The following is a 21446-nucleotide window of genomic DNA, read 5'->3' on the forward strand; positions in this document are numbered from 1 at the left end:
TTTAATCCTTTAAATAAACCACACTCACAAAACGCTTAGGCGTTTTATCACGACGATAAGAAAAAAAACTCTCATCATCAAAACTACAAATTCCACAATCTTTAATATTTTCAATGCCTAAATTTTGCGCTTGAAATTTTACTAAAGCTTTTAAATCAAGTTTATCGTCTTGAACAAATTCTTTAAATTCTTTTTTAGCAAATTCTAAAATTTCTCCATCTATTTCATAATTTTTAGCACAAATTCCAGGCAGGATAAAAAGATGAAATTTATTTTTATCTAAATGTAAATTTTGCATAGCAATTTGATCAACGCATTCTTTTAGGATATTTTTAAAGCTTCCTTTTCTACCTGAATGCAAAGCTGCTATAATGCCACTTTCATGATATAAAATTAAAGGTAAACAATCCGCACTTAAAACACAAAGAGCAATATTTTTTTCCTTGCTTATAAGCCCATCACAACTGAGATTTTTTAAATTTTCATCATAAATAATAACTTTATGAGAGTGAATTTGATCCATAAAAACACATTTTTCAATGTCTTTAAAATCTAAATGAGAAAATAAATTCTCATTATGAATTTTAGCCCTAAAAACATTATAATCCTTATCAAAAGCACAAAAAATACCGACTTTATCATTTTCTAATAAAGATAAGAAATTCTTTCCACTTCTTCCCATGATAATCCTTTGTTTTTACCTTGTAATTGTGCATAAATATAACGAGCAAGCAAATCACTTTCTATGTTGATTTTTCTACCTACTTGATAGTCTTTAAAAAGCGTTTCTTGAAAAGTAATGGGAATAATAGTAAGCCGAATACCATTTTTTAAAATTTCATTGATAGTAAGACTTACTCCATCAACGCCTATACTTCCTTTTTCTGCCATAAATTTCATAGCTTCTTTGGGTAAAGATATATGAAAATCTACTCCATTTTCATCTTTTTGAATTTTTTCAAGTGTGCCAATAAAATCAATATGTCCTTGCATAAGATGTCCATCAATTCTATCGCCATATCTTAAAGCAGGTTCTATATGAACTTTATCTTTTAAATTTTCTATAGCTATATGAGTGCGACTTTCACGAGAAAGCTCCACTTCAAAACCTCCCTCATAAAGTTTTGTCACACTCAAACAAGCTCCATTCACGGCTATACTATCGCCAAGATTTGGGCGATATTTTGCTTTTAAACTTAAAGTATTGTTTTGATAAGATTGAACTTTAGCAATTTCTCTTATGAGTCCATTAAACATTTTTTTACCTTAAAAAATCTTATTTAATAATTTATTCACCGCTTTATCTACTTTATCGCCTGTACTTTTAGCACCATCACTCACACCACCACCTACTACATTTTTAATAGAATTTAACACACTTCCTGCATTTAAATTTACTTTAGGATTTTCCGTAGTTCCCGTAATACTTCCTTTAAAATTGGCTCTATCGAGTTTAATATCAAAAGGCAAATTTAAAGCTCCACTTTTAGAATTTAAAGCTCCTGATTGTACTAAAATATAAGAACGATCTGCTTGCATATTAAGATCAAGTTTGATATTTTCTTTTTTAATCAAAGCTTTAGCATTAGCAGTGCGATAAACATCATTTGTAATATCTTTTAGCGTTAAAATTTTTAAAGCATTGGTAATAAGATTTGGTTTTAATTTACCCTCTTTCATATCCAAATTAACCTCGCCTTCTTCGCTTAAAAGATTGTAATTTGCCTTCACATCTGCCTTGCCTTGATAAACATCCATAAAGTCCAAACTTTGAGCTAGACTACTTAAATCCACTCCATTTAAATCAGCAAGCAAAAGGTTATTTTTAAGTGTGCTTTGAAACTTCCCTTCAAATAAATTTGGACTATTTACAACAAAATTTAAACTCTTATCAAAACCTACCTTTCCATTAAATTCTGCCTTACCTTTAAGTTTTCTATCCAACAAAAAGCCTAGTTTTGAAAAATCATTTATCTTTAGACTAAAATCCGAATTTAAAAGCATTTTGCTTATATCAAAACTTCCTTGTAGTTTTGCAAGATCAGCTAAAGATGAATTTAAAACGGAATCAAATTGAGCGATATTTTTTTTAAAATTAATTTTGGTATTTAAATCATAACTTGTATTGTTTGGAAAATTTTTATTTAAAATATTACTTAAAGTTGCAGCATTTAAAATACCTTTAGCTTCTAAATTTGCTTTACCATTAAGGTTGTTAAAATCGATATTATCTAAATTAACTTTTGCATTAACAATCCCACTGGCATAATTTGGCATACCTACTATAACAAAAAGTTTAGATAAATCAAGTTTATCAATGTTTAAATCAAGTTTTTTACCATTTGAATCAACCTTGATTACACCATCTGCCAAATTTGCATTTGCATTTAAATTTTGTATTTGAGTGCCTATAATATGAGCTTTTGCAGTAAGATCTGCCTTACCTTGTAATTTTTGTCCTGCTATAGCACTAAACTGAGACAAGTCATCAATAAAAGCATTTAAATTTGTATTTAACTCACTATTTTTTAAATTATAAGTTCCTTGAAGTTTTTTAATATTAAGCAAATTTGAAGCAAGTAAAGCATTGTAAGAAATATTGCTATTTTTTGCATTTGCTTTAGCATCAAGACTAAAAATTGTATTTGGAAGTTCTATTTTGGCTATTTTTTTAAGCTCATTGGTGTTAATCTTTGCATTGTTTATTTTTGCTTCAAGATCGAAATTAGAAAAATCTAAATCCGCATTTAGAAGTTTAGCATTTAAATTTCCAGAAACCAAAGCTCCGTATCCTGCAAGAGCTAATAATTTTTCCAAACTTGCTTCATTAATATCTGCAAAAATTTTATTATTTTTCAAACTTGCCTTTACCTCTCCACCAAGTCCGATAACTTGAGCATTTAAACTTGATAAGGCATTATTTACAACACTTGTTTGACCTATCACACCCAAACTACCATTTAGTCTAGTTTTTGTAAGTTTTTCAAGCTTTGCAAGAGAAGGAATACTTAAATTAAAATCAGTACTTAAAACATTCTTGCTAATATCATAAAAAGTTTTTTGGGTTTGTAAATTAAGATAATCATTGTAAATTTTACTTACAGCATAAATCTTATCTTCTTTAACATTGGCCAAAATTTCTGCTTTAGGATTAGAATTTAAAGGCAAATCTAAAGAAAAATCTTTTTTTATCGCCTCATAGTTTATATAACTTGTATCAAGTTTTATGATGATATTTCCATCAGGTTTTAAATTCTGTGCTGAAATTTTTGCTTGAGCATTTAAAAAACCTTTAGCGTAACTAGGGTAAGATAAAAGATGAAGTATTTCTTCTACCTTAAGATTTTGTGCATCTAAATTTAAAGCAATAGGATTGTAATTATACATTCTTGCATTTAAAAGTACATTTGAACCTAATAAATAACCTTTTCCATCTAAAGTAAAATCACTTGCTTTACCTTGAATCTTACCGCCAAAAGAAAGGTTTTGATTTAAATTTAAACCTAAATTTTTAGCATAATTTTGATTTAAAGAAATAAGATAGTCAAGATCAAATCCAAGCTTAAAAGGACTCAAAGCTCCCTTAAGATTAAAATCTGCCATATTTGCGATATTTGCTTGCAGTTCAAGACTTGAAAAACGCAAATTAAAATGCGTGATATTTACATCTAATCCCGCACTTTCTTTGATCTTTTTTTGCGCTATATTTACCACTATATTATTACCAAAACTTGTGAAAAGTATGGTATAAATAGCAATTAAAAGCACAACAACAAAAGCTATAACTCCATAAAAAATCTTTTTCATTTTTATCCTTTAGTTTATTTTATAAAATAACTTTAGTCTATAAAACTAAACTTTTATAAATATTTTAATTTAAAGTATTGACAAAATTCATTTTTTATAGTATGATTTTATCACTCTAAATAAAAGAGTGCTAAAATCAATATTTTTAAGGATGGACAAAAATGAATTTTCAACCTTTAGGAAAGCGTGTTCTAGTTAAACGCGTTGAAGAAACCAAAACAACAGCCTCAGGCATAATTATACCAGATAATGCTAAAGAAAAGCCTTTAATGGGTGAAGTAGTGGCAGTAAGTAAAGAAATCACTGACATTGCAAATGGTGATAAAATCGTGTTTGCTAAATACGGTGGAACAGAAATTAAACTTGATAATAATGAATATTTAGTTTTAAATTTAGATGATATCTTAGGAATTTTAAAATAATTTATAAAAAGGATAAAAAATGGCAAAAGAAATTATTTTTTCAGATGAAGCAAGAAATAAACTTTATGAGGGCGTTAAAAAACTTAATGACGCGGTAAAAGTAACTATGGGGCCAAGAGGACGCAATGTTTTAATCCAAAAAAGCTTTGGTGCTCCAAGCATTACTAAAGATGGCGTAAGTGTTGCTAAAGAAGTAGAACTTAAAGACAGTCTTGAAAATATGGGTGCTTCACTTGTAAGAGAAGTAGCAAGCAAAACAGCTGATCAAGCAGGGGATGGAACAACTACTGCAACGGTTTTAGCTCATGCAATTTTCAAAGAAGGTTTAAGAAATATCACAGCAGGTGCAAATCCTATTGAAGTAAAACGCGGTATGGATAAGGCTTGCGAAGCTATAGTAGGTGAACTTAAAAAACTTTCTCGCGAAGTAAAAGATAAAAAAGAAATTGCACAAGTTGCTACAATCTCAGCCAACTCTGATGAAAAAATCGGAAATTTAATCGCTGATGCTATGGAAAAAGTAGGCAAAGATGGTGTTATCACTGTTGAAGAGGCAAAATCAATCAATGATGAATTAAATGTAGTTGAAGGTATGCAATTTGACAGAGGTTATTTAAGCCCTTATTTTATCACTAATGCAGAAAAAATGACCGTAGAGCTTTCAAGCCCTTATATCCTGCTTTTTGATAAAAAAATTGCAAATTTAAAAGATTTATTACCGGTTTTAGAACAAATTCAAAAAACAGGCAAACCACTTTTAATTATCGCTGAAGATATTGAAGGTGAAGCGCTTGCAACTTTAGTTGTAAATAAACTTCGCGGTGTTCTTAATATTTCAGCCGTAAAAGCTCCAGGTTTTGGCGATAGAAGAAAAGCTATGCTTGAAGATATAGCAATTTTAACAGGCGGAGAAGTGATTTCTGAAGAACTTGGAAGAACTCTTGAAAGTGCGACCATACAAGATCTTGGACAAGCTTCTAGCGTAATCATCGATAAAGACAATACAACCATAGTAAATGGCGCAGGTGAAAAAGCAAATATCGATGCAAGAGTAAATCAAATCAAAGCACAAATTGCTGAAACAACTTCAGATTATGACAGAGAAAAATTGCAAGAAAGACTTGCAAAATTAAGTGGCGGTGTTGCAGTTATTAAAGTAGGTGCAGCAACTGAAACTGAAATGAAAGAGAAAAAAGATCGTGTTGATGATGCTTTAAGTGCTACTAAAGCAGCAGTGGAAGAAGGTATAGTAATCGGTGGTGGTGCAGCACTTATCAAAGCAAAAGCTAAAATCAAACTTGATCTACAAGGTGATGAAGCAATCGGCGCAGCTATCGTTGAAAGAGCTTTAAGAGCACCTTTAAGACAAATTGCTGAAAATGCAGGCTTTGATGCAGGTGTGGTTGTAAATAGCGTAGAAAATGCTAAAGATGAAAACACAGGATTTGATGCTGCAAAAGGTGAATATGTTAATATGCTTGAAAGTGGAATTATTGACCCTGTTAAAGTAGAAAGAGTAGCTTTACTCAATGCAGTTTCTGTAGCTAGTATGCTTTTAACTACTGAAGCAACAATTAGTGAAATTAAAGAAGATAAACCTGCTATGCCAGATATGAGCGGTATGGGAGGAATGGGTGGCATGGGCGGAATGATGTAATGTCCTACCCACCTCTTATCAGCAAGGAAAATCCTTGCTGATTACCAATTTAATTTAAAAACACTCCCTTGATTTTCTACAGATTCACAAATAATTTTAATATCATTATCATCACAAACTTTTTTTACTAAAGAAAGTCCTATACCAAATCCTCCTTGATCGGTATTAAATCTTGTATATCTATCAAAAATTTGATTTAAATTGGACTTTGAAATTCCACAACCTGTATCCGCAATACTTAAAAAATTGGCTTTCAAAATTATAGAAATTACTCCACCTTTTTTATTGTATTTAATAGCATTGCTTATAAGATTATCAATCAATTTAGAAATTTGATTTTTAGGGGCAAAAATATTTGCTTGATTTAAATCAAGCTTTAGTGTAATTTTTTTTTGCTCAAAAAATACTTTAAAATATTCCAATCTTTCTTCAAGTAGCATTCTTAAATCAAATTTTTGTTTTTCTGTTTCTAAGGTATTAGGAAAATTATAAAAAACAAGATCAGAATACACTTGAGACAAACTTTTTGCAGCAAGCTTAATCCTTGTAAATTTAGCATTATCTCCTAAATTTTGATGATCAAGTTGTTCTATACTCATCAAAATAATACTTAATGGGGTATTGAGTTCATGAGTTGAATCTTTAATAAAACGATTTAGTGTGCTGATTTTATCCTCTAAAGGCTTTAGAGCAATTTTTACTAGAATATAAGATATTAAGCCCAATATGAAAAAAGCCATAATAGCAAAACCAAAAACTTTCGTTCTAATCCAAAAAAGATCTTTACCAACATCTTCACCCTGTATTAAAATTTGCAAACCATCGTTAGTATTTACTTCTTCATTGCTAGCATGTCTTAAAAAATAATGATCTGCACTCATAGGAGCAAGAAAAAAAACCTTATTATCACAAATACCTCTACCTTTAAGCTCTATCTTTGCCTTTCTTAAATCAAAATCTATATTACTAAAAACAATCTTTTTAGCATCAAATATAGCAAATTTTAATGCTGTGCTTTGAGCAATATTTTTTGCACTTATATCTATAGGGGTAAAACGAGAATTTAAGATGCTTATAACAATATTTCTATGATTTTCTCTCAAAGTGGCACCCTTTAAAACAACCAATTCTTCATATAATTTTTGATACCATAATGCAAAAAAAATAGTTAAAAAAATACCTGTAGTTGTTAGATAGATTAATAAAATTTGCCTAATGACTTTTTTAGCCATAGCAATATCCCCTGCCTCTTTGATTTATAATTTTTTCTTTTCCTAAAATTTTACGTAAATTTTTCACATAAGCCCTTAAACTTAGCTCACTAGGCTCTTCATCATAATCCCAGAGTTCTTCAAAAATTCTCTCTGTGCTTAAAAAGTTGTTTTTATTTTTAAGCAATAAAGACAAAAGCTTAATTTCTTTACTCGGTAAAGTCAAGGCTTTATTATTATAGTAAAGAATTTGTGTAGTAAATTCAAATCTAAATCCATCCCCTAAATCTTCAAAATCTTCATTTTTATGTGAAAAAGCTCTTTTAAGCAAAGCTTTAACCCTAATAGATAGCTCAGCAAGTTCAAAAGGTTTTTTTATATAATCGTCACAACCTGCATCAAAACCTTGTTTTAAATCGTTTGTTGTGTTTAAAGAAGTCATGAAAATTGCTGGGGTTTGCTTTCCGCTTTTTCTTAATTCTTTAAGCAATGAAAATCCATCTCCTAAAGGAACTTTTACATCTAAAATCCAAAGATCAAAATATCTTTCATAAGCTATATCTAAAGCTTCTTGCGCATTATCGCATAAAAATACTTCATATCCTTCATCATTTAAAAACTCTTCAATGATCTCACTCAAACTCAAATCATCTTCTAAAAGTAAAATTTTAGCAGCCATAATTTAAATCTTTCTAACTTCAAATCTCTTAAAATATATATCATTGTATCAAAATTCTTATCAATTATTTAATAAAATTTCATTTTTATTTAATTTATTTTTATCTATAATCCTTTTATATAAATAAATTTTTCCTTAAGGAGTTAAAATGCTTCCAAAATGGGATAATAGCTATAGTGTGCACAATGCTAAAATTGACGAGCAACATAAAAAGCTTTTTGAACTTGCTGCAAAAGTTGAAGTTGTATCAGATAGATCTGTAAGTAAAAATGAAGTCAAAGAACTTTTGGCTGAATTTTTTAATTATATGAAAGATCACTTTAATGATGAAGAAAAATACATGCAGCTAATAGGCTATCCAAATTTAGAAGAACATCGAAAAATACATAAAGAAATCATCCAAACCATGATTAATTTAATTAAAGATATCAAATCAACCAATGATCTTAAAGAAAAACTTTATATAGTGGCTAAAAAGTGGCTTTTAGAACACATACTATACGAAGACATGAAAGTTGAAAAATGGAGAAGTTCTTCTTTATCTACAGATGATGGCAGTGATATTAGCTTTGAAGCAGCAGAAGATGAAGATAATGAGCATCCACAATTTTATCTTTATATCTGTAATTGTCCTGGTAAAATTCACGATGTTCCTTATAATATTCATCAAAAAATAGAACTACAAGGTCACAAATTTACCTGCAAAACTTGTAAGCAAATTATAAAATTTTACAAAAAACATTCTTAAGGAGGATAAAATGAAACACAATGTAAAAACTTATTCTTTTAGAATGCCTTTAGAGCTTAAGGAGCGTTTGGATAATTTAAGTAAAAATCTTTCTAAGCCAAAATCAGCTATAGTAAAAGAAGCTATAGAAGCTTATCTTAATGAAGTTGAAGATTTTTCTTTTGCTGTTAATGCCCTAGAAGAACTTAAAGATGGGGATTATCAAAAGGCAAGTAAAAAAATAGATAAAATTGTCAAAAATCTTCAAGAAGATTCTAATGATAACGAACTTGGTGATTTTGATTTTGCTATTGAAGCTTTAGAAGAACTTAAAGATGGGGATTATCAAAAGGCGAGTAAAAAAATAGATAAAATTGTCAAAAATCTTAAACAAACAAAATAAAAACTTTATCACAATTTTTTGTGATAAAGACTTATTAATTTTTTATGTTAAAATACATTTATGAATATTAAAAATGGAGTTAAAAAGTGGCTCCGGATGTAGGATTCGAACCTACGACCAATCGGTTAACAGCCGACTACTCTACCGCTGAGCTAATCCGGAATATTTAAAAGTAAAATGTAATTATAGTGAAATTAAAAAACTTTGTCAAGGGTTTTTACATAAAAATGCATTTTTTATGCAAAAAATTAATTTACTCCTTAACAATAACACTTTTTAAATTTCTAAAATAAAACAAATTTACCCCATCTTCATATAAATAATCAAGCTTCATTCCATGTGTTTCTAAAATAGTATTTACAATATAAAGCCCTAATCCAAAACTTGATTTTTGTTTTGATCCTTGAGTAAAAGCTTGAGTATAATATTCTAAAGTATTGTTAAGCTCAGGACCACGATTTTTAAAACAAATATAATCGTCTATAATATCAATTTGCACAAACCCATCTTCAGAATGTTTAATACCATTATCTATCATATTTTTAATCGCTGTAGTAAAAAGTTTAAAATCCACATTTACAAAAAAACTTTCTTCCATAAAAATACGTATATTGCTATCATCTCGCATTGCAATTTCTTTGGCTTCATCTAAAACATCTAAAATATTGTATTTTTTTCTATTTATAAAAGCAGCCCCTGAAGTAATTTGCTCAATAGCAGCAAATTCATTAATTAAAATTTCAAGTCTAGTAAAAACCCCATTTAAGCGCTCTTTATATTTATTATCTTCTATCATTTCTAACGTTAATAGCCCTTTAGTAATAGGAGTTTTGAGTTCATGCATAATATTTCTTAAAAAAAACTGACGAGATTGATTTAGCTTTCGAATTTGAACAATGGCTTGATAAAAAGCTTCACTTACTTGTGAAATTTCATCCACTCCAGTGCTTACATCTTCTATATCACTAAGCTTTCCTTGGGCAAATTTATCAATTTGTTTTTTAAGTCTTTTGAGTGGTTTTAATTTTTTAAATATATAAATATAAAGTAATACAAGAATACAAATCACAGCTACAGCTATAGCTTTGATAATAAAATACCTATAGGTTTGATAATCTTGATCCTTATAAAGATAAACCTTTCCATCATAAATAATATTTAAATATACCTGTCTATTATAAGAAATAATCTCGATTAAGCCATTATTAACCTCAACTCTAGCTAAAACATCACCTCTAAAAAGAATTTTACGGATCTGCTTTGCTTCTGTTATCTCATCCATTTTATTATAATTTTTTGTCTGCTCTTCAAATTCTTTTTCACTGATAACTCCTGCAAAATTTAAGAGCCTTGCATTAGCTATTAAAGAATATTTTGTATTTAATTCTCTAGTATAATTTTGCTGATCGTATTCTATAAGCCACAAAAAGCCAAGTATAACACTAACCCCAGCAAAAATAAAAATAAAAGTTATAGTATAAAAAATCGAAGATTTATTCATTGAGTAAGCTTATAACCTATTCCACGTATAGAGTGAATATATTTTGGAGTTTTTGGATCATCTCCCATCTTTTGACGAATTCTACTGATAATAACATCTATACTTTTATTGCTAGAATCCTCACTAATAGAAGAACAATTATAAACAAGCTCTTCGCGACTTACCACTCCACCCTCTTTTTTAATCAAATAGCTTAAAATATCAAATTCAGCATTAGTTAAAGTAAGCTCTTGTCCTTTCATGGTAATAATATGCTTATATTGATCATAAACAAGATCTTTTACACTTTTTGCTATGGCGCTTTTTGTATTTGAAATACGTCTTAAATGACTTTTAATACGTGCTTGTAATTCTTTTGGATTATAAGGTTTTGGTAGGTAATCATCTGCTCCAAGCTCTAAAGCATTAACCTTATCTGTAATATCATGTCTTGCACTTGAAATAATAATAGGCGTATCATACTTTTTACGAATTTCTTCACACACTTCAAGCCCATCAAGACCTGGTAAAGAAAGGTCTAAAATGATAAGCTGATACTCTTTTAATGCAAGCTTAGAAAGACCTATATAAGGCTCATGAGCTATATCAACCTTCATATCAAATTTTTCCAAATATTCAGCTGTAATTTCTGCTAATTCTAAATCGTCTTCTATCATAAGAATATTTGTCATAGTTTTCCTTTATTTTAAACTTAATTTTAATTTTAAACTAAAATTTATAACGAAAGGAAAATCCTTCCGTTATTTTTATTTAAGCACAAGCAAAGTCGCAAAACCATTGCGATATACCCAAACTTTAGTAAATTCTTTTTTATTAACTTGTTTTAAAGCTTGTTCTAAATCTTTTAAATTTCTAATTTCACTTTGTCCAACACCTATGATAATATCACCCTCTTGGAAACCAGAATTTTTTCCTTTGCTCTTTTCTTTAACACTATCCACCAAAACACCATTAACATCTTTTGGAATTTGCAAACGATCCTTAAGTCTTGGATCTAAATTTCTCAAACTCAAACCATCAATCAAATCGCTTTGTACGCCTTTAGGATTTTCTTTTTCACCTTTAAGAGTAAAATTTGCTTGCTTATTTTCTCCATCTCTTTCGTAACTTAATGAAATTTTTTGACCAATCTCTAAAGTTCCTATATAATTTTTAAGATCAATAGGACTTTTTATAATCTTATCATTAACTTTAGTAACTAAATCTCCACGCTTAAGCCCTGCTTCATCAGCACTTGAACCTTTTTGAACATCAGTGATTAAAGCTCCTTCTTGATTTTTGTAAGCTTTTTTAGTATCACCTTGCAAAGCTGAAATAGTCACACCCAAAAATCCTCTATCAATCTTGCCTTTTTCAATAAGTTTTTTAGCTATATCTTTAACCATATTTGAAGGTATAGCAAAACCTATGCCGTTGTTTCCACCTCCGCGAGAAAGAATAGCTGAATTAATACCTACTAAATATCCACGACTATCCACCAAAGCTCCACCTGAATTTCCTGGATTGATAGAAGCATCTGTTTGTATAAAATTTTCATATTGATTTAAACCTATATTGTCTTTGTTTAAAGCAGATATTATTCCACTTGTAACACTAAAACCGACTCCAAAAGGATTTCCAAGTGCAAAAACAACATCTCCTTCCATTAAATCATCAGAATTTGTAAAAGTAATAGCTGAAAGATTATTAGCCTCTATTTTTATAACAGCCAAATCTGTTTTTGGATCTTTACCTATAAGTTTTGCTTTATATTCTGTATCGCTTCCTGGTAAATTCACTGTAATCGTATCAGCATCATCTACAACGTGATTATTTGTTACTATATAACCATCTTTTGAAATAATCACCCCTGATCCCAAAGAACTCACCACTTCTTTATCATTTTTTCCTTTTCTTTGAGGAAAATCAAAATCAAAAAATTGTTTAAAATAAGGATCATTAAAAAAATCATCCAAAGGGCTTGGACGATTTGCTCTTGTAATAGTTTTTGAGGTGGAAATATTAACCACTGATTTTTTTGCATCTTTAATAGAATCATGATAAGAAAGCACTGCATTTCCAGCAGCAGGATTCACACGATTAACCGTTGTAGTTGATTCGTTAAAATTAATACTTGCAGCAAATAAAGCACTTGCTAAACTTAATGATAAAAAAATCTTTTTCATTTCATTTCCTTTTGTTCTTAAAGATAAATTATCTTGTAAAATATTTTACTGTCTTCATAGTATAAAACCGAAAATTTACAAAATTGTAAATAAAACCTTGAGTGATAAAAATTTATAAAACTTGATTGACTTAGGCTAAAGTTTATGTTATAATTTAATCCTTTATATAATCAAGTAAAAATTTTTAAGGAAATATAACATGAATAGTTTATACGAAACTCTTGGAATTAGCAAAAACGCTAGTGCGGATGAAATAAAAAAAGCTTATCGTCGCCTAGCTAGAAAATATCATCCTGATATCAATAAAGAAAAAGGTGCAGAAGAAAAATTTAAAGAAATTAATGCTGCTTATGAAATTTTAAGTGACGAAAAAAAACGAGCTCAGTATGACCAATACGGCGATTCTATGTTTGGTGGACAAAGTTTTCATGATTTTTCAAGAAATGCTGGTGGGGTAAATTTAGACGATATTTTAAAAGATCTCTTTGGAGGAGGCTTTGGTGGACGCTCAAGAGGAGGTTTTAACGGCTTTTCTTCAAAAGGCTTTAGCAGTGGTTTTGGAGGATTTGGAGGTTTTGAAGAAGAAAATTTAGACAGCAATCTAGAGCTTCACATTCCTTTCGAAAAAGCTGTTAAAGGCGGGGAACATAGTTTTAATTTTCAAGGCGAAACCATTAAATTTAAAATTCCACACGGTATAAAAGAAGGCGAGAAACTAAGAATTCGCTCTAAAGGAAAACAAAGCAGAAATGGAGCTAGGGGCGATTTAATCATTATTGTAAAAATAGAAGAAAGTCCTATTTACACAAGAGAAGATGATGATTTATATCAAAAGGTTGATATTTCTTTAAAAACTGCACTTTTTGGTGGAAAAATAAATATAAAAACACTCAAAGAAGGCAAGGAAGAAGCGACAATTAACATAACGCCTAATTCAAAAAATAACCAAAAAATTCGTTTAAAAGGTTATGGGGTGCAAAATAGAAAAAGTGATATTTATGGGGATATGTATTTGATTTTAAATGTTGTTTTGCCAAATTTAGATACCCTTGATGAAAAATTTATAGAACTCTTAAAAGAAAAATTACCTTAAAGAAAGGAATAAAATATGGAACACCATTATGATGAACCTGTATATTTAATCAGTGTTGTGGCTAAAGTTTTAAGCATACATCCACAAACCTTAAGGCAATACGAAAGAGAAGGATTGATAGAGCCAAGTAGAACCGATGGCAAAATAAGACTTTATTCTCAAAGGGATATTGACCGTATTAAACTTATATTGCGTTTAACAAGAGACATGGGAATCAATCTTGCTGGAGTAGATGTTATCTTAAAATTGAAAAACCAACTTCACGAATTTGAAAATTTAATTGATGAACTACGCTTAGAATTAAGCAAACAACAAGATAAAGAAGCGGCTAGCAAAGCCGTTGTTAAGCATAAAAATAGCTTTGATTTGATTTTTTATGAGAAAAAATAAAAAATAATGGATAATTTTTTAGAAATTTTTTTAATCACCGTTGCTATAGCTATAGTTTTAAATGTCATATTTAAAAAATTTGAAATTCCAACTATCATTGGATATATAGCTGCTGGAGAAATCATTTCTGAAATTTATCATTTAAGTGGCAAAGGCGAAATCACCCATATAGCCGAATTTGGTATAGTGTTTTTAATGTTTACCATAGGGCTTGAATTTTCTTTTAAGCATTTAATGGCAATGAAACAAGAAGTTTTTTTAAACGGCTCTTTGCAGATGCTTACTTGTGGCTTTGTTTTTATGCTACTTGCTATAGGAATTTTAGGACTTGGAGATAAAAGCGCTACCATAGTAGGCTTTGCACTAGCGCTTTCTTCAACCGCAGTGGTGCTTAAAATTTTAAATGATAATGGCGATATAAATGAGCAATATGGCAGAAAAGCATTGGGAATTTTGCTTTTTCAAGATATAGCCGTTATTCCTTTGCTTTTACTTGTAGATATTTTTTCATCCAACAATCAAAACATAGAAAAACTCCTTTTTACCACTTTAATTTCAGCACTTATTTTAATCACTTTATTATTTTTCATAGGTAAATATCTAGTGGATAGAATTTTTAGACTCATTATCCACACCTCTTCTCAGGAAATTTTTATTAGTACTGTTTTATTTATGGTTATTGGAGCAAGTTTTTTAGCAAATTATTTTGGATTTTCTTATTCTTTGGGTGCTTTTATAGCAGGTGCTTTGATAGCAGAAACAAAATATAAACACAAAATAGAAGCGGACTTAATCCCATTTAGAGATTTGCTTTTAGGGCTTTTTTTCATAACTGTAGGCATGCAAATTCAACTTGATGTAGTGGCGCAAAATTGGTTTTTAATCATAGTTTTAACCCTTCTTGTAATGGCTTTAAAATTTGGCATAGTTTTTGGCTTTTTATTTCTTTACACTAAAAAAAGAGTAGCGCTTAAAACAGCTTTTGCCATAGCACAAATTGGCGAATTCGCCCTAGCAATTTTTTCTCTTTTACAAGCAAAAAATATGCTTGATATCAAAACTTCACAAATTTTAATTGTTGTTTCTATCTTAACCATGATTATCACGCCTTTTATTTTAAACAATATAAGAAAAATTACCAATGTTGTAGAAGATATAGCACTTAATACCAACGCTGTGCAAAATATTGACAGCAATATCAAGCTTAAAAATCATCTTGTTGTTTTTGGCTACGGACGCTTAGGACAAGAAGTCGTACAAAAAATCAAAAACACAGGTGTACCTTATCTTGTTTTAGAAAGTGATTTAAATTTAGTAGAACTTGGAGTTAGTCGGGGTGAAAATGTCGTTTTTGCCAATGCTGCTCAAGAAGAAACCTTAAAAATTGCCAATATAGAAGAATGTGCCGTAGCTATTATCACAGTTACAAATGAAGCTAAACTTGAAATTTTATGTCAAGTGCTAGCTAATTATCCAAAACCTATAGACACTATCATTCATGTAAATGGAACTTTGAAAAAGATGCTTTTTTCTAGCATAGATGAAAATATACGCATCATTCGCTCTGAAAAAGTAATCGCTAGAAATTTAGTTCAAGAAGCACTAGAATGCCGCATTCATAAAAATACCTAAGGAAGAATTTTGACAAAAAATGAAGAAAAAGCCTTACGCGTAAAATACCTAAGAAATCTTGAAAAATTTTTCAATGGCGCTATATCTGCACTTAAAAAAGAAGATTTTGATAAAACTAAATTTGAAGAAAGAATGTTAAAAAATGCTAAATTTTTTGAAAAAAATCCCGCGGTAAATCTTAACTCAACTTACGCAAAAAATCTTGAATTTTTTGTCAATGCTTGTTTAGATTTTTCCAAAGAAAAAAGCGAACTTTTAAATCTTGCCAATGCTTTAGATAAGCAAAAAAAACAAGGTGAGAAAAAAGAAAAACACAAAAATTATTTAAAGGATTATGAATGATTAATGTATTTTTTGATATGGATGGAACTTTAATCGATAGTGCAAATGCCATTTCTTGTGCAGTTAATGAAATAAGGCAGGATTTAAACCTAGCCCCACTTTCAAGAGAAATCATTATGCAAACCATCAATACTCCCAATATTGACTGGGCAAAAGAACTTTATAATATAGAAAATTTCCATCATTCTAGTTTTAAAGAAGGCTACGAAAAATATTTTGTCAAACACTACGAACAAAGCGTGGTACTTTTTGAAGGAGTGAAGGAACTTTTAGAATTTTTAAAAAGCAAAAATTGTTTTTTAGCTATTGCCACTAACGCCCCTCAAAGCTCACTTTCAAGTATACTTAAAAAACACGATATCATTCCTTATTTTGATAAAATTTTAGGCATAAGTTTAGGCATAGAACCCAAACCTCATCCTATGATGCTAGAGCTTTTAAAAAGCGAGGCTCCACATAAAACAAGCGTTTTTATAGGAGATAGTCAAAAAGATAAAGAATGTGCTAAAAATGCCAATTTGCCTTATTTTCATGCCAAATGGTATCAAAAAGATTTAAAAGAAAATGAATTTAGCAACGCTAGTGAACTTAAAGGCTTTTTGCAAAAGTATTTATAAGTTTTTTAATGAAATTTTAGTTAAAATTAGAAACAAATTTTAAAAAGAGTAAATTATGAGTGAATTATTAATAGAAATTGGCACAGAAGAATTACCTGCTATTCCTTTGTTAAAAGAATTAGCTAATATAGAAAAAAAATGGAAAAATGTTTTAGAAGAATATCGCTTGGTAAGTGATTTTAAATTTTATTATACTCCGCGTCGTTTAGTTTTTTTTCATGAAAATTTTGCAGACAAACAAGAAGATAGTTTTGCTGAATTTATAGGAGCACCTAAAAATGTTGCTTATAAAGATGGAGTTTTAACTCCTGCGGGACAAAGCTTCCTGCAAAAAGCAGGGATCAGTGAAAATGAACTCACTTTTAAAGAAATCAAAGGTAAGGAAGTTTTATATCATCAAAAAGCTATCAAAGGTTTGCAAAGTCAAGAAATTTTAGGAGAAATGGTAGAAAAATTTCTAAAAAGTCTTAGTTTTGGCAAAAGTATGCGTTGGGGTGCAAATTCTTTTGAATTCATTCGTGCGATCCGTTCTATAGCTTGCATTTTAAATGATGAACTTGTTGATTTTCAAAGTTATGGGATAAAAAGTGCTAAAAAAACTTTCATTCACAGAAGTGTAAGTTATGATTTGAAAGATTTTAACAATGCAAAAGAATATTTTGAACTACTAGAAAAAAACTATATCATCCTTGATCCAATCAAAAGAAAAGAAAAAATACTTGAACAATTTAAACTCATAGAAAGTCAAAAAAATATACAAATTGGAGAAGATGAGGAGCTTTTAGCTGAAGTAGTTGCTATCACAGAATATCCTAATGCACTTTTAGGAAGCTTTGAAGAAGAATTTTTAGAAATTCCTAGCGAAGTCATCATCGCTTCAATGAGAGAAAATCAACGCTATTTTGCAGTTTTTAATGACAAAGGCTTAAGCAATCATTTTATAGTAGTAAGTAATGCAGTATGTAAGGATTATTCAAAAATCATACATGGAAATGAAAGAGTTTTGCGTGCAAGACTTAGTGATGCAATGTTTTTTTATCAAAATGATTTACAAAATGGCTTAAAACCTGAAAAACTTGCCAAAATGACCTATCTTGAAGGTTTAGGCACAATGCAGGATAAAAGTTTAAGAGAGATTAAAATTGCTGAAATTTTATGTCAAATGCTTCATAATGATAAAATCGAAAATATCAGCACAGCACTAAAATACGCCAAAGCAGACTTAGCCACACAAATGGTTTATGAATTTACTGATTTGCAAGGCATTATGGGAAGTTATTATGCGCAAAAAATGGGCTTAGATTATGAAATTTGCTTAGCTATCAAAGAACAATATCTTCCTAATTCCGAACAAGCTCCACTTCCAAGTACAGAATTTTCAAGCATAGTAGCCCTTGCAAACAAGCTTGATACCCTTATAGGACTTTTTAGCATAGGAAAAATTCCAAGTGGAACAAAGGATCCTTATGCCTTAAGAAGAGCTGCCAATGGGATCATTAAAATCGCTCTAAATTTAAATAAAGAATTTGATATTCAAATTTTATTAGAAAAACTTTCAAGTCATTACAAAAGCTTTGATATGCAAATTTTAAAAGATTTTATTTTTGAAAGACTTTATACTTTTTATACAGTCAATGCTTCTTTTGTAAAAGCAGTTTTAAGCTCACAAAATACAGATCTTATCCATATCAATCAAAGCGTAAATGCTCTTATAAAACTTAGCAAAAAAGACAATTTTAATGAAAATTTTGCAACCTTTAAAAGACTAGCCAATATCGCCACTAAAAATTCTCATAAAGTTGATGAAAGTCTTTTTGTTCAAGAAGCAGAAAGCAAACTTTACAAAGCTTTTCAAGAAAAAACTAAAGCCGACTCTTTACAAGAAAAACTTGAAAATCTTTTTGCGCTCAAGCCTTTTATTGATGAGTTTTTTAATCAAGTGATGATTAATGCTGAAGATAAAAAACTTAAAAATAATCGCCAAGCTTTGGTTTATGAAATTTATGCGGAGTTTTTAAAAATCGCCGATCTTAAAGAGTTAAGCCTATGAAAGCCTTATGGCTTTTTTTAAGCTTTACTCTTTGGCTTTTTGGAGCTCAAAATTTAGAACTCATCAAAGGTCAAGCTTTATTTTTGGAACTAGATAAGAAAGATTTTTTATCTTTGAAAAATAATGATAAAAATATTCCCACCTTTGCACATCCTAAAAATCAAGAAAAAATTCTAGCTATTTTTTCCTTACCTTACAAAAATCCCCCGCAAAATACAAAACTTATAGCATTTTATAAAGATAGAAAAGAAGAAATTTTCATAAAAACTTTAGAAGGTAATTATAAAAGTGAAAAATTGCAAGTTGAAAACAAAAAGATTTTTCCGCCAAAAACCGTACAAGAACGCATCGCTAAAGAACTAAAAGAAGCCAATGCGATTTATAGTTCTTATACTCCAAAAGCTTTATTTAACAGTGCTTTTAATATACCTTTAAATTCTTTTATCACAAGTGATTTTGGCAAAGCAAGAACTTTTAATGAAAAAGTAGCAAGTTATCATAGCGGAACGGATTTTAGAGCCGCCACAGGAACGCCTATTTATGCAGCCAACTCAGGCATAGTAAAAATTGCAAAAGATCGTTATTTCGCAGGAAATTCGGTAGTGATTGATCATGGTTTTGGAATTTATTCACAATACTATCATCTTTCTAAAATCGATGTTAAAGTAGGACAAAAGATAAAAAAAGGCGAACTTATAGGACTTAGCGGGGCTAGTGGTAGGGTAAGTGGGCCGCATTTGCATTTTGGAATTTTAGCTGGAGGCAAACAAGTTGATCCTTTGGATTTTGTATCCAAATTTAATGCTATTTTTCAATGAAATTTAGTGACTTTTTCCACGCTTGGCTACATGAAAGCTATTATAAAAATGCTGTAAGTATAGGAAAAAACGGAGATTTTTTTACTGCTGTGAGCGTAGGAAATCTTTTTGGCACACTTTTAGCCAAGCATTTTTTAAATTTAATAGATAAAAAAATTTTACAACCCCCTTTAGAACTTGTAGAAATAGGCACTAATGAAGGATATTTAAGTCGTGATTTTTTAGCCGCTTTGCTTGAATTAAGACCTGAAATTTTTTCTCAAATTTCTTTTTTCATCATAGAACCGCATGAAAAATTAAAAAATTTACAGAAAAAGACCTTAGAAGGAGTGGAATTTACTCACAAAAATAGTCTTAAAGAATGCCATTTTAAGAACGCTTTTTTCTTTTGCAATGAACTTTTTGATAGTTTTACTTGTGAACTTATAGATCATGATAAACTGGCATTTGTAGAAAATTTTAAACTTATTTTTAAAAATATGGATGAAAATTTGATCACAAAATGCAAAGCTTTAAATCTTACAAAAGGCGAACTCAGTTTAGAGCTTGAAAATTTTTTTAAAGATTTAGATCAAGCTTGCGAGAGATTTATATTTGCGGGATTTGACTATGGAACTTTGAATCCACAAAATTTTAGCTTAAGGATCTATCAAAAGCACGAAGTTTTTAGCCCTTTTGAAGTATCTTTAAAAGATTTTTTCGGCAAAAGCGATCTAACCTATAATGTTAATTTTACTCATCTTCAAAAACTCATCAAAGAATATGATTTTAAACCTTTAGCTTTTAAAAAACAAAGTCTTGCTTTCATGGATTTTGGTTTTGAAGATTTATTAGAATACACAAAAAATAAAAACATTAAAACTTACGAAAGTTTTTTATCTCAAGCTAAAATTTTATTTTTTAATTTTGATGAAAAATTTCATTTTTTCGAATTTCAAAAAAACTAAAATTTTATATTTTTCATACTTGCTAAACAAACTCCCTCCCTTAAACCCTCATCAATGACTAGAAGTTTATGTTTATCAAACAAAGCATAAAACAGCAAACAACCTGCACTCAAATAATTTTTTCTCATCGTGCCTACTTCTTTTATGGCCTTTTTTTCTTCCATATGAAAAAGTTTAATAGCATAGTTTAAAAAATCCTTATGGCAAAGTTTTTTACCATTTACTCTAGTTGCTTCATACTTTTCATAGCTTATATTTTGTTTTAATGCGCTAAGTGTAGTAGGAACTCCGGAATTTAAAACCACCGTTTTAGCCCCTAAAGAACGAAGTTCCTTTTTAATCATAGCCACCTCATCAAAAGCCATAAAAGCTAAATGCTTTAAATAGGGATTTACAATTAAAAAATGAATTTTAAGTTTTTTATCTTTAATATTGATGATAAATTTAGGATATTTTTTTATCAATTTTTTATAAGAAATACAAGATTTATAATAAGAATGGCAATTTTTTTCATAAAAACCAATAATACCAAAATCAAAACTTTTAAAACTTTTTCTAAAAGAAAGCTCACAAGAAGCCCCTCCTAAATCACAATACGCAAACTCTCCCCAAATTTTAAGCCTTCTTAAACCTGATTGCATACCTAAAACACTGATCTTAGCTTCACTTTTGGCATCTATAAGCTTAAAATCAATCCCAAATTCTTCTTTTAAATGGGCAAAAATTTCATTTGTATTACTTGCCTTTCTAAAAGCTGCAGTCGCTACAGCTCTTGCTTTGCTTAAATCTTGCTCTTTAGCTAAAATACTCAAAGCATTTTTTAATTTTTGTATGGCTTCTTTAGAAATTTCTCCACTTTGATTTAGATTTTTCGCTGCCCCAATAACAAATTCATATTCTTTTAATTTATTTAATTTTTCATCCATTTGTACTGCTCTTAAAGTATTCGAACCAAGATCTATACCTAACATGACTTTCCTTGTTT

The 21446-nt window shown here is 29.6% G+C and carries 20 protein-coding genes, 1 tRNA gene and 2 pseudogenes; 13 read left to right on the top strand and 10 right to left on the bottom strand.

The genetic code is table 11. The annotated features are described in order from the left end of the window. Position 1 precedes the first annotated feature (1 nt). From AJN70_RS08735 to AJN70_RS08745, 3 genes are read right to left on the bottom strand one after another with little or no spacing between them, the layout of a single operon-like run. A complete protein-coding gene (locus tag AJN70_RS08735) occupies positions 2-682 on the bottom strand; it encodes a polyphenol oxidase family protein (protein WP_070295706.1) in 681 nt (226 codons plus the stop codon). Continuing rightward, entirely contained in the window at positions 646-1257 is a 612-nt protein-coding gene (locus AJN70_RS08740; RefSeq protein WP_070295707.1) for a riboflavin synthase, read from the bottom strand. Before AJN70_RS08740 ends, AJN70_RS08735 begins: the two co-directional genes overlap by 37 nt. Before the next feature lie 9 nt (positions 1258-1266). Then, positions 1267-3807, bottom strand: a complete 2541-nt coding sequence (locus tag AJN70_RS08745) for a hypothetical protein (RefSeq protein ID WP_070295708.1) — start codon at positions 3805-3807, stop codon at positions 1267-1269. A gap of 161 nt (positions 3808-3968) precedes the next feature. On the opposite strand from AJN70_RS08745, the gene groES reads away from it, so the two are divergent. Further along, positions 3969-4229, top strand: a complete 261-nt coding sequence (gene groES / locus AJN70_RS08750) for a co-chaperone GroES (RefSeq protein WP_002825273.1) — start codon at positions 3969-3971, stop codon at positions 4227-4229. A gap of 19 nt (positions 4230-4248) precedes the next feature. After that, on the top strand, positions 4249-5886 hold the full coding sequence (gene groL / locus AJN70_RS08755; RefSeq protein ID WP_002853460.1) for a chaperonin GroEL: 1638 nt from the start codon (positions 4249-4251) through the stop codon (positions 5884-5886). Between the two features lie 41 nt (positions 5887-5927). On the opposite strand, the gene dccS is transcribed toward groL, so the two are convergent. After that, positions 5928-7118: a two-component system sensor histidine kinase DccS gene (gene dccS / locus AJN70_RS08760; RefSeq protein WP_044779060.1), complete on the bottom strand. Its 1191-nt coding sequence runs from the start codon at positions 7116-7118 to the stop codon at positions 5928-5930. Continuing rightward, the gene (gene dccR, locus AJN70_RS08765; protein WP_002870842.1) at positions 7111-7776 is read right to left on the bottom strand and encodes a two-component system response regulator DccR; all 666 of its coding nucleotides are present in this window, start codon (positions 7774-7776) and stop codon (positions 7111-7113) included. Before dccR ends, dccS begins: the two co-directional genes overlap by 8 nt. Positions 7777-7924: 148 nt before the next feature. Here dccR and AJN70_RS08770 point away from each other — a divergent pair, with 148 nt between their 5' ends. From AJN70_RS08770 to AJN70_RS10085, 3 genes and pseudogenes are all read left to right on the top strand, one after another. Beyond that, positions 7925-8524 carry a bacteriohemerythrin gene (locus tag AJN70_RS08770; RefSeq protein ID WP_002861919.1) on the top strand — a complete coding sequence of 200 codons (600 nt, stop codon included), beginning with the start codon at positions 7925-7927 and terminating at the stop codon, positions 8522-8524. A 10-nt stretch (positions 8525-8534) separates the two neighbouring features. Then, positions 8535-8774, top strand: a pseudogene (locus AJN70_RS09955) (ribbon-helix-helix domain-containing protein); the annotation flags it as partial. Positions 8775-8819: 45 nt separating this feature from the next. Beyond that, a pseudogene (locus AJN70_RS10085) lies at positions 8820-8906 on the top strand (CopG family transcriptional regulator); the annotation flags it as partial. 87 nt (positions 8907-8993) lie between these two features. On the opposite strand, the gene AJN70_RS08780 reads toward AJN70_RS10085, so the two are convergent. The 4 genes from AJN70_RS08780 to htrA all read right to left on the bottom strand — a co-directional run bounded on the left by AJN70_RS08780 (position 8994) and on the right by htrA (position 12572). Then, positions 8994-9068 (bottom strand) — tRNA-Asn (locus AJN70_RS08780). A 91-nt stretch (positions 9069-9159) separates the two neighbouring features. Beyond that, a complete protein-coding gene (locus AJN70_RS08785; RefSeq protein ID WP_004305599.1) occupies positions 9160-10407 on the bottom strand; it encodes an ArsS family sensor histidine kinase in 1248 nt (415 codons plus the stop codon). Continuing rightward, positions 10404-11078 (bottom strand): response regulator transcription factor, encoded by a 675-nt coding sequence (locus AJN70_RS08790; RefSeq protein ID WP_002777451.1) that lies wholly within the window; start codon positions 11076-11078, stop codon positions 10404-10406. The genes AJN70_RS08785 and AJN70_RS08790 overlap by 4 nt, the downstream gene beginning before the upstream one ends. Before the next feature lie 75 nt (positions 11079-11153). Further along, positions 11154-12572, bottom strand: a complete 1419-nt coding sequence (gene htrA, locus AJN70_RS08795; RefSeq protein WP_070295709.1) for a serine protease HtrA — start codon at positions 12570-12572, stop codon at positions 11154-11156. A 199-nt stretch (positions 12573-12771) separates the two neighbouring features. Between htrA and AJN70_RS08800 the strand changes: the two genes are divergently transcribed. Genes AJN70_RS08800 through AJN70_RS08835 form a run of 8 tightly spaced genes read left to right on the top strand, consistent with a single transcriptional unit; the run spans position 12772 to position 20461 of the window. Continuing rightward, positions 12772-13665 (top strand): DnaJ C-terminal domain-containing protein, encoded by an 894-nt coding sequence (locus AJN70_RS08800; protein WP_070295710.1) that lies wholly within the window; start codon positions 12772-12774, stop codon positions 13663-13665. 15 nt (positions 13666-13680) lie between these two features. Then, positions 13681-14055: a heat shock transcriptional regulator HspR gene (gene hspR / locus AJN70_RS08805; protein ID WP_002861924.1), complete on the top strand. Its 375-nt coding sequence runs from the start codon at positions 13681-13683 to the stop codon at positions 14053-14055. A gap of 6 nt (positions 14056-14061) precedes the next feature. Further along, positions 14062-15687 (top strand): cation:proton antiporter, encoded by a 1626-nt coding sequence (locus AJN70_RS08810; protein ID WP_002859297.1) that lies wholly within the window; start codon positions 14062-14064, stop codon positions 15685-15687. 9 nt (positions 15688-15696) lie between these two features. After that, a complete protein-coding gene (locus AJN70_RS08815; protein ID WP_002853180.1) occupies positions 15697-16029 on the top strand; it encodes a hypothetical protein in 333 nt (110 codons plus the stop codon). After that, a complete protein-coding gene (locus AJN70_RS08820; protein ID WP_044779052.1) occupies positions 16026-16646 on the top strand; it encodes an HAD family hydrolase in 621 nt (206 codons plus the stop codon). The genes AJN70_RS08815 and AJN70_RS08820 overlap by 4 nt, the downstream gene beginning before the upstream one ends. Before the next feature lie 55 nt (positions 16647-16701). Beyond that, positions 16702-18696 carry a glycine--tRNA ligase subunit beta gene (gene glyS / locus AJN70_RS08825; protein WP_070295711.1) on the top strand — a complete coding sequence of 665 codons (1995 nt, stop codon included), beginning with the start codon at positions 16702-16704 and terminating at the stop codon, positions 18694-18696. Further along, positions 18693-19514 carry a M23 family metallopeptidase gene (locus AJN70_RS08830; RefSeq protein ID WP_070295712.1) on the top strand — a complete coding sequence of 274 codons (822 nt, stop codon included), beginning with the start codon at positions 18693-18695 and terminating at the stop codon, positions 19512-19514. Before glyS ends, AJN70_RS08830 begins: the two co-directional genes overlap by 4 nt. Continuing rightward, positions 19511-20461 (top strand): SAM-dependent methyltransferase, encoded by a 951-nt coding sequence (locus AJN70_RS08835; RefSeq protein WP_070295713.1) that lies wholly within the window; start codon positions 19511-19513, stop codon positions 20459-20461. The genes AJN70_RS08830 and AJN70_RS08835 overlap by 4 nt, the downstream gene beginning before the upstream one ends. Here the strand turns inward: AJN70_RS08835 and AJN70_RS08840 are convergent. Further along, positions 20458-21432 carry an exopolyphosphatase gene (locus tag AJN70_RS08840; protein WP_070295714.1) on the bottom strand — a complete coding sequence of 325 codons (975 nt, stop codon included), beginning with the start codon at positions 21430-21432 and terminating at the stop codon, positions 20458-20460. The two genes, AJN70_RS08835 and AJN70_RS08840, sit on opposite strands and share 4 nt — an antisense overlap. Positions 21433-21446 lie beyond the last annotated feature (14 nt).

Origin of the sequence: Campylobacter sp. BCW_4341 (assembly GCF_001764255.1) — a bacterium.
GTDB lineage: Bacteria > Campylobacterota > Campylobacteria > Campylobacterales > Campylobacteraceae > Campylobacter_D > Campylobacter_D jejuni.

Bases quoted from the DNA above. Each gene is read 5' to 3' on its own strand.
- AJN70_RS08735 (WP_070295706.1), bottom strand. From the start codon at position 682: ATGGGAAGAAGTGGAAAGAATTTCTTATCTTTATTAGAAAATGATAAA.
- AJN70_RS08740 (WP_070295707.1), bottom strand. From the start codon at position 1,257: ATGTTTAATGGACTCATAAGAGAAATTGCTAAAGTTCAATCTTATCAA.
- AJN70_RS08745 (WP_070295708.1), bottom strand. From the start codon at position 3,807: ATGAAAAAGATTTTTTATGGAGTTATAGCTTTTGTTGTTGTGCTTTTA.
- groES (WP_002825273.1), top strand. From the start codon at position 3,969: ATGAATTTTCAACCTTTAGGAAAGCGTGTTCTAGTTAAACGCGTTGAA.
- groL (WP_002853460.1), top strand. From the start codon at position 4,249: ATGGCAAAAGAAATTATTTTTTCAGATGAAGCAAGAAATAAACTTTAT.
- dccS (WP_044779060.1), bottom strand. From the start codon at position 7,118: ATGGCTAAAAAAGTCATTAGGCAAATTTTATTAATCTATCTAACAACT.
- dccR (WP_002870842.1), bottom strand. From the start codon at position 7,776: ATGGCTGCTAAAATTTTACTTTTAGAAGATGATTTGAGTTTGAGTGAG.
- AJN70_RS08770 (WP_002861919.1), top strand. From the start codon at position 7,925: ATGCTTCCAAAATGGGATAATAGCTATAGTGTGCACAATGCTAAAATT.
- AJN70_RS08785 (WP_004305599.1), bottom strand. From the start codon at position 10,407: ATGAATAAATCTTCGATTTTTTATACTATAACTTTTATTTTTATTTTT.
- AJN70_RS08790 (WP_002777451.1), bottom strand. From the start codon at position 11,078: ATGACAAATATTCTTATGATAGAAGACGATTTAGAATTAGCAGAAATT.
- htrA (WP_070295709.1), bottom strand. From the start codon at position 12,572: ATGAAAAAGATTTTTTTATCATTAAGTTTAGCAAGTGCTTTATTTGCT.
- AJN70_RS08800 (WP_070295710.1), top strand. From the start codon at position 12,772: ATGAATAGTTTATACGAAACTCTTGGAATTAGCAAAAACGCTAGTGCG.
- hspR (WP_002861924.1), top strand. From the start codon at position 13,681: ATGGAACACCATTATGATGAACCTGTATATTTAATCAGTGTTGTGGCT.
- AJN70_RS08810 (WP_002859297.1), top strand. From the start codon at position 14,062: ATGGATAATTTTTTAGAAATTTTTTTAATCACCGTTGCTATAGCTATA.
- AJN70_RS08820 (WP_044779052.1), top strand. From the start codon at position 16,026: ATGATTAATGTATTTTTTGATATGGATGGAACTTTAATCGATAGTGCA.
- glyS (WP_070295711.1), top strand. From the start codon at position 16,702: ATGAGTGAATTATTAATAGAAATTGGCACAGAAGAATTACCTGCTATT.
- AJN70_RS08830 (WP_070295712.1), top strand. From the start codon at position 18,693: ATGAAAGCCTTATGGCTTTTTTTAAGCTTTACTCTTTGGCTTTTTGGA.
- AJN70_RS08835 (WP_070295713.1), top strand. From the start codon at position 19,511: ATGAAATTTAGTGACTTTTTCCACGCTTGGCTACATGAAAGCTATTAT.
- AJN70_RS08840 (WP_070295714.1), bottom strand. From the start codon at position 21,432: ATGTTAGGTATAGATCTTGGTTCGAATACTTTAAGAGCAGTACAAATG.